The 7,190-nt window shown below is 68.2% G+C and carries 8 protein-coding genes; 2 read left to right on the plus strand and 6 right to left on the minus strand.

Going from position 1 to position 7,190, the window contains the following annotated elements; genetic code table 11:
* Position 1 precedes the first annotated feature (1 nt).
* Positions 2-319, minus strand: coding sequence for a type II toxin-antitoxin system PemK/MazF family toxin (locus WD271_07155; GenBank protein ID MEX1007609.1), 318 nt, complete (start codon positions 317-319; stop codon positions 2-4).
* On the minus strand, positions 316-570 hold the full coding sequence (locus WD271_07160) for a ribbon-helix-helix protein, CopG family (protein MEX1007610.1): 255 nt from the start codon (positions 568-570) through the stop codon (positions 316-318). Before WD271_07160 ends, WD271_07155 begins: the two co-directional genes overlap by 4 nt.
* 54 nt (positions 571-624) lie before the next feature.
* Here WD271_07160 and WD271_07165 point away from each other — a divergent pair, with 54 nt between their 5' ends.
* Complete coding sequence (locus WD271_07165; protein ID MEX1007611.1) at positions 625-978, plus strand: VOC family protein; 354 nt, start codon at positions 625-627, stop codon at positions 976-978.
* 10 nt (positions 979-988) lie between these two features.
* Entirely contained in the window at positions 989-2,122 is a 1,134-nt protein-coding gene (locus tag WD271_07170) for a DUF1214 domain-containing protein (protein MEX1007612.1), read from the plus strand.
* Between the two features lie 3 nt (positions 2,123-2,125).
* Here WD271_07170 and WD271_07175 read toward each other — a convergent pair whose 3' ends face one another.
* From WD271_07175 to dxr, 4 genes are all read right to left on the minus strand, one after another.
* On the minus strand, positions 2,126-3,457 hold the full coding sequence (locus WD271_07175; GenBank protein MEX1007613.1) for a sensor domain-containing diguanylate cyclase: 1,332 nt from the start codon (positions 3,455-3,457) through the stop codon (positions 2,126-2,128).
* Positions 3,458-3,629: 172 nt separating this feature from the next.
* Complete coding sequence (ispG, locus tag WD271_07180; protein MEX1007614.1) at positions 3,630-4,835, minus strand: flavodoxin-dependent (E)-4-hydroxy-3-methylbut-2-enyl-diphosphate synthase; 1,206 nt, start codon at positions 4,833-4,835, stop codon at positions 3,630-3,632.
* Between the two features lie 12 nt (positions 4,836-4,847).
* The gene (locus WD271_07185; GenBank protein ID MEX1007615.1) at positions 4,848-6,071 is read right to left on the minus strand and encodes a M50 family metallopeptidase; all 1,224 of its coding nucleotides are present in this window, start codon (positions 6,069-6,071) and stop codon (positions 4,848-4,850) included.
* A gap of 80 nt (positions 6,072-6,151) precedes the next feature.
* A partial coding sequence (gene dxr / locus WD271_07190) for a 1-deoxy-D-xylulose-5-phosphate reductoisomerase (protein ID MEX1007616.1) occupies positions 6,152-7,190 on the minus strand: 1,039 nt, incomplete at its 5' end.

A 7,190-nucleotide genomic window follows, 5' to 3' on the forward strand; every position in this document is an offset into this window, starting at 1 on the left:
GTCAACACTCGACCGCGGCTCGCAGTGCGTCACAGGCCTCCAACATCAACATCGCGTCGAGCACGCAGACCCGCTCGACGAGGTTGGCCTTCGGGACGACCCGAAGGTTGTCGAAGCTCGCCGCACAGTCGGTTGGCATGCCGTCGGCGCGGCCGAGCGGGAGCTCGGTCGGGATACCTCGTGTCGTCCGAGTGATCGGGGCGGTGACGACCGCGTTGAGAACGCGGATCGCCGCGGTCCGGGTCATCACGAGGAAGGGCCGCCGCCCGACATCAGAGATCTCGCCCCACCACACCTCCCCGCGACGGGGCTCGCTCACCAGGGTTCCTCGAGGATCGCCTCGCGGAGCGACTGGATGGCGGCCTCGGTGTCGGTCGAGGTTGGCGGCACTCGGCGATAGCCGTCGACCACGGCACGATCGATCTGGCGGCGTTGCTCGACCTCGGTGATGGCCTCGATGCCGGCCCGAACCGCCGCCGCCCGACTGGGGTAGACACCCCGGTCGACCAGTTCGTCGAGCATCGCGAGGAGCTCTGCGGGGAGCCGAACCGCGATCTGGTCCGTTGCCACGAGGGGCAGCATACCAAGGTGGTATGCAGCCGGACAGGTCGCTACGATCCCGCCATGGCGATCACCGGGGTTCATGGCCTGCTCTACACCTCGGAACCCGAGGCCTTGCGCGGGGTGCTGCGCGATGTGTTCGGATGGGACTCTGTCGAAGCGCATCCCGGCTGGCTGATCTTCAAACTGCCGCCCGCCGAGCTGGGCGTGCATCCGCTGATGGAGAACGGGTCACCGATGCACCAGATCTCGTTCATGTGCGACGACCTCGGCGCGACCATCTCCGAGCTCAGAGAGCGTGGGGTCGAAATCCGCGGCGAGCCGAAGGACGAGGGATTCGGCATCACCACGATGATCGTGCTCCCCGGTGACGTCGAAGTGCTGCTCTACGAACCGCGTCACCTCACCGCAATCTGACCGGAGAATCATGCCGCTCGCCGCCCAGTCGACCGAGGCGTTCAACCAGCTGATCCGCCTCCTCGCGGATGTCCGCGACGACTACGTGCTCTCCCCGGAGCGCAAGCCCGACGAACTCGACGCGGTCGAGGGTTTCCGCTACATCTTCCACCTCCTTTCCGAGGGCACCGAGCTGTTTCTCGAGGGCGACACCGAGCGACCGCGCTTCTCTTCGATCGTCACGCCGGCTCGCAAGTTCCTCGGTGACAACGCCGACGCGATCTACCACCAAGCGCTGATTCGCGGCGACCGCGCGTACCGCGTCACCGGCACCCGCGACCGCGAGGCGTACATCTCGTTCACGATCCACGGCCGTGATCCCGCGGGCGGCATCAACGGACCGATCCTCGCGGATCTCAACGACCGGCAGTTCGACGTGGACCCCGACGGCAACTTCGAGCTGATCCTCAGCCCCGACGAGCGGCCCGGCAACTGGATCCGCCTCGACCCCGAGGCTCGGACCGTGCTCGTGCGGAGCTACTTCCTCGAGCAGACGTCGGCGCACAACAACCCCGACATCAGGGTGTGGCTCCAGATCGAGCCGATCGACGACCCCGGCCCGGCGCCGCCGATCGACGACGCCACGCTCGCGCAGCGCATGCTCGACACAATCGCGTTCGTGCGTGCGACCTCAATCGGCGTTCGCGTGTTCGGCGAAGCCAACCCCGCACCGGTGCCGTTCGTCGGAAACGTTCCGAACTCGGTCGGGACGCCGTGGAGCTTCCGCAACACCGGCATCGCCGCCGCGGGCGCGGTCGACATTTTCTATTCGTCAGGAACCTTCGACCTCGGACCCGACGACGCGCTCGTCATGGAAGGGACGATGCCCGACTGCGACTTCGCCAACCTCGTGCTGTGGAACCCTCATATGCAGACGCTCGACTACCGCTCGCGGCGGTCGTCACTCAATTCTGCGCAAATGGAGCTGGGCCCGGGTGGTGAGTATCGCCTCGTCATCTCCGAGCGCGATCCAGGCGTGGCCAACTGGCTCGACACCGGTGGGCACCGGCGCGGCACGATGTTCTGGCGGTTCCTCCTGCCGAAGGAAGACCCCGAAACCCCGCGCTGTCGCGTCGTTCCCGTGAGCGAGGTCAGCTCGTCCTGATACTTACGACGAGCTGGTGAACGCGTCGACCGCGGTGAGGCTCGGGGCAACCGCGATGCTGTGGCCGTCGAGGCAGATGCGATCTCGTCCGCCGTCCTTGGCCAGGAACAGTGCCTGGTCGGCACGGTGGACGAGCTCGTCGAAGTCGCTGGCATCGCTCGAGTGCGCGACACCGAAGCTCGCGGTGAAGCTCGGCGCCTCACCTCTTCCCGTCTTGTGCGCGAGCTCCCTGCGGATCCGCTCCATCGCGTCGATTGCCTCGTGCGCGCCGACGCGCGGGAGCAGGATCACGAACTCCTCGCCTCCGTAGCGACAGGCGAGATCGTCCGATCGAAGTACATGGCGAAGGGTCTCGGCGAATACGCGCAGGGCGCGATCCCCGGCTACGTGGCCGTGGGTGTCGTTCAAGTTCTTGAAGCGGTCGAGGTCCGCCATTACCAGTGCGAACTCGACGCCGTCCGAGCGAAGGGCGCGCGCGCGGTTCTCGAGGCTGCGTCGGTTGATCAGCCCGGTGAGGCCGTCGGTTGCAGCTTGGAGCTGCGTCTCCGCCATGATGCGAAGCATGCCGAGGCGGTTACCCGCCAGATTCGCGAGCGCCTGGAGCGCCTCGATGGCGCTGACGTCGAGCGGATCACCCTGCGGACCCGTCGCGTGCGCGACGCCGACCGTGGTCCCCATGATCGAAACCGGGACACAGACGCCCGAGCAGCTTCCTTCGTCGCGCCCTCGCAGGAGCGGGCACGCGTCCAGATCCTCGCTGTCGGCGAAGACCTGGGTCTGGGCACGCCGGGCTGCGACACACCGGTCTGGCGAGTCGACCGGACATCCCGGCACGCCCGCACCGTCGGGTGATGCCACGACGACACGATCGAGGTGGGCATGGCTGTTGTCGGCGAGGAGCAGCTCCACCGCGCGGTCGGGTACTGCGTTTCGCATCCCGCGGCGGATCACGTCGTAACAATCCGCCTCGTCGTCGGCCATCTCGAGTGCCCGCCCGAAACGAGTCTCGAACTCGCGACGGCGTACTTCCGTCTCCATCATCCGCTGCTGGACGGCCTGCTCCGCGCCGATCGCGAGCCCGCGGCGGCTGGTGATCGCACTGAAGCTCAGCGCGAGCGGCACTCCCAACGCCGCGCCGACCGCGCCGGCGAGGAGCGCGCTCACGAGCACGTGCCCAGGCGCCACCAATGCGGCGACGACTGCGCCCTCGATGACACCCGTGACCGTCAGGATGATGACGAGGGCCGGGATCACGCCGCGCACGCCGCGGCGCACGCTCTCACGCGCGCCTGCGAGCTCGTCCTCTGTGAGTTGCAGCGCAGGGTTCGCGTCCATCACGGGTCCCCTCCTGCCACCTGCCACCTGTGTCGATCCCGTTGCGTATCGTGTCGGCAGGCTGGCTGCGCCGCTGAATACCCAAATTGTCCCTCGATCGGCAGAGAGCGTCCGCGAACGGGACGGATCCGTCGACAAGAGGGCGTCCGGTTCGTGGACCCGGCGGGTTGGGCTATTGGTCCGCGATCTCGCGGATCTTCGCCACGCGGTCTTCGCTGTGGTCGGCGTCGTGACCCTGGATCTGAATGAGTTCCTCACGTGTCGCGGCGGCGATGGCCTCGGCGTTCTCGTCGGCGGCCGCGAGCCGCGCCTCGATTCCCTCGGCGACGATCCGCTCGGCCTCGTCGACGAGCGCGGTCACCATGTCGGCTTCGGGTACCACGCGCACGACGGTGCCACGCACGAACAGGTGCCCTTTGCCGCGCCCGGCCGCGATACCGAGGTCGGCACCACGCGCCTCACCGGGACCGTTGACGACGCATCCCATCACCGCGACCTGGAGCGGGATGTTGCGTGCTTCGAGCGCGTCCTGCGCCTCGCGCGCCACACGGATCACATCGACTTCGGCGCGGCCGCACGACGGGCACGCGATGAGGTCGAGGCCCTTGCGCTCACGGAGGCCCATCGCCTCGAGTAGCTGGCGTCCTGCCTTCGCCTCCTCCACCGGGTCGGCGGTGAGCGAGAAGCGGATGGTGTCCCCGATGCCTTCGGCAAGCAGCGTCGCGATGCCGGCCGTCGACTTCACGAGCCCCCCGGGCAGCGGTCCCGCCTCGGTAACGCCGAGGTGCAGCGGAAAGTCGACCGTCTCCGACAGCAGCCGGTAGGCGTTGATCATCACCGGCACGTTCGACGACTTCACGGAGATCTTGACGTCGTCGAAGCCGACCTCGGCGAAGTAGGCGAGCTCGCGCTCGGCCGACGCGACCAGCGCCTCCGGCGTGGGGCCACCGAAGCGCTCCGCGATGTCAGGATCGAGGCTGCCCGCGTTCACGCCGATTCGGATCGGGAGCCCGCGGTCTTTGGCCTCGCTGGCGACGGCTTTGACCTGGTCGGGCTTGCGGATGTTGCCGGGATTCAGCCGCAGTCCCTGCACCCCGGCCTCGATCGCCGCGAGCGCGAGCTTGTACTGGAAGTGGATGTCGGCGATGAGCGGCACCGGTGAGCGCGGGACGATGCGCGCCAGGCCCTCGGCCGCAGCTTCTTCGTTGCACGTGCAGCGCACGATGTCGCAACCCGCCGCCGCGAGCGCGTAGATCTGCGCCAACGTGCCGTCGACGTCGGCCGTCTTCGTAGTGGTCATCGACTGCACCGACACCGCCGTACCACCGCCGACCGCGACGTCACCGACGCGGATCTGCCGGGTGACCCGTCGTTCCATCTTTCCCGCTCTCTACTGGCCGATGGCCTGGCGTACGTCGAGGAACATCGCGGAAAGCGCGATCGTCATCAATACCGCGAAGAACGTGACCCCGATCGGGAGCACCTTGCGGTAGTCGACCTCCACCCGGCGGTGCTTGATCTTCGAAGCCGCCCACTCGTACACGACGATCGCGGCGTGCCCGCCGTCGAGGATCGGCGGGACGGGCAGCAGGTTGAAGACGGCGAGGATCAGGCTTATACCACCGAGCAGCAAGAGGAGGGTCCACAGGTCGTTGCCGACGAGGTCGCTCCCCTGGTCGACGATCCCGACGAGCGAACGCGGTCGGTTGAGATCGGCCTGCGATCCTTCCTTCGGGGCGTCGGACGTGAAGTTCTTGCTGTACTCGGCGACGCCCGACGGCGAGAACAACTTGCCGAGCGCCTCACCCGTGCCCGCGGTGAGCCTCCCCATGAAGTTGAACGACTCGGGCACCGCGGCGACGATGCTCACGTCGCGAAACGCGGTGGTGGGCGACACGCCGAGGAAGCCCCGGCCGTCCTGTTCCTTCGGAGTGGCATCGACTTGGACCTCGCGGCCACTCCGATCGACGGTGAGCACGATCTGCTTCCCACCGTTCGCTTCGATCGCGCGCTTGAGCTCGTCCCAACCCTTCACGGGCTGTCCGTCGACCGCGAGGATGCGGTCGCCGTGGCGCAGGCCCACTTGCTCGGCCGCGCTGTCGGGGACCACGCCGTTCACTGTGGTGCTCGGCCCGTCGGCGACGCCGCGCCCGGCAATCACCACGAAGAACAGCGCGAACGCGATCAGCAGGTTCACCGTGACACCGGCGAGCACGACCTTCATGCGGGCGCGGTAGCGGCCCTGCCGGTACGTGCGCGGCTCGTCGACCGGATCGACCTCTTCGAGGTTGCTCATGCCGATGATGCGTACGTAGCCCCCGAGCGGAAGTGCCTTCACGCCGTACTCGGTCTCGCCGCGATGGAACGACCACAGCCGCGGCCCGAAGCCGAGGAAGAACTCGGTGACCTTCATCCCCGCGCGCTTGGCCACGATGTAGTGGCCGGCTTCGTGGAGCATCACCATGAGGACGACGCCGACGATGATCGCGAGCGGGATGCGGCTGCCGGGCACGAACACCGCCAGCGCGACGAGCGCGGCGACGAAGACCACGAGGAAGCGCGTCGCACCCTCCCGTGTCATCTCGACGGTGGATTCCTCCAGCGGATCCCGCACTATTGCCTCACTCGCTGCGGACGGGGATACCCCGTCCGCGAACGCTCGCTCGGGCGCTCGCTCCGCTCGCTGATTTCATCTCACGCGGCCCGGCCGAGGCGGCTGACGGCGACGATGGCACGTTCCCGTGCCACCCGGTCTGCGTCGAGAACGTCGGCGACCTCCCGAACGTTCCCGGTGCCGGCGGCGAGGGTCTCCGCCACTACTCCCGAAATGGCCGTCCAGGGGATCCGTCCGGCGAGGAAGGCCGCCACCGCCACCTCGTTGGCGCCGCTCAGGACCGCGGGCGCCGAGCCCCCGGTTCGTCCGGCGTCGTAGGCGAGCTGGAGGCACGGGAAGGCATCGACATCGGGCAGCTCGAACGTGAGCTGCGAGAGGCTGGTCCAGTCGATCGGACCGAACGGCTCGTCGAGACGGTCGGGGGCGCCGAGCGCGAGGCCGATCGGAAGGCGCATGTCGGGCATCGACAGCTGCGCGATGGTCGCGCCGTCCCTGAACTCGACCATCCCGTGGATCACCGACTGCGGGTGCACCACCACGTCGATCCGGTCGAACTCGAAGTCGAAGAGCTCGTGGGCCTCGATCACCTCGAGGCCCTTGTTCATGAGCGTGGACGAGTCGATCGTGATCTTGGCGCCCATATCCCACGTGGGGTGCTCGAGCGCGTCGGCCACCGTGACGAGCGCGAGCTCCTCGCGCGTGTAGCCGCGGAATGGGCCACCGCTCGCAGTGAGGATCAGCCGCTGCACCTCGTGCGGCGCGCCCGCGCGCAGCGCCTGGTACAGCGCGGAGTGCTCGCTGTCGACGGGGACGATCTCACCCGCGCCACGCGCCCGCGCTGCCGCGACAACCGCACCTCCCGCGATCAGGCTCTCCTTGTTCGCGAGCGCGAGACGCTTGCCGTGGAGCAGCGCCGCGATCGTCGCGGGAAGGCCGGCGAAGCCGACCACCGCGTTGAGCACGACGTCGGCCTCGGGATGCGATGCAAGCTCGGCGAGCCCATCGGGATCATTCGCGCAGGTGCGCGCGTACTCGGGTGCCACACCGAACTCGGCGCGCTGCGCCTCGAGGAGATCGGCGTTGCGACCGGCGGCGAGCGCGACGACTTCGTAGCGGTCG

This window comes from Acidimicrobiia bacterium, assembly GCA_040880805.1.
Lineage (GTDB): Bacteria > Actinomycetota > Acidimicrobiia > IMCC26256 > DASPTH01 > DASPTH01.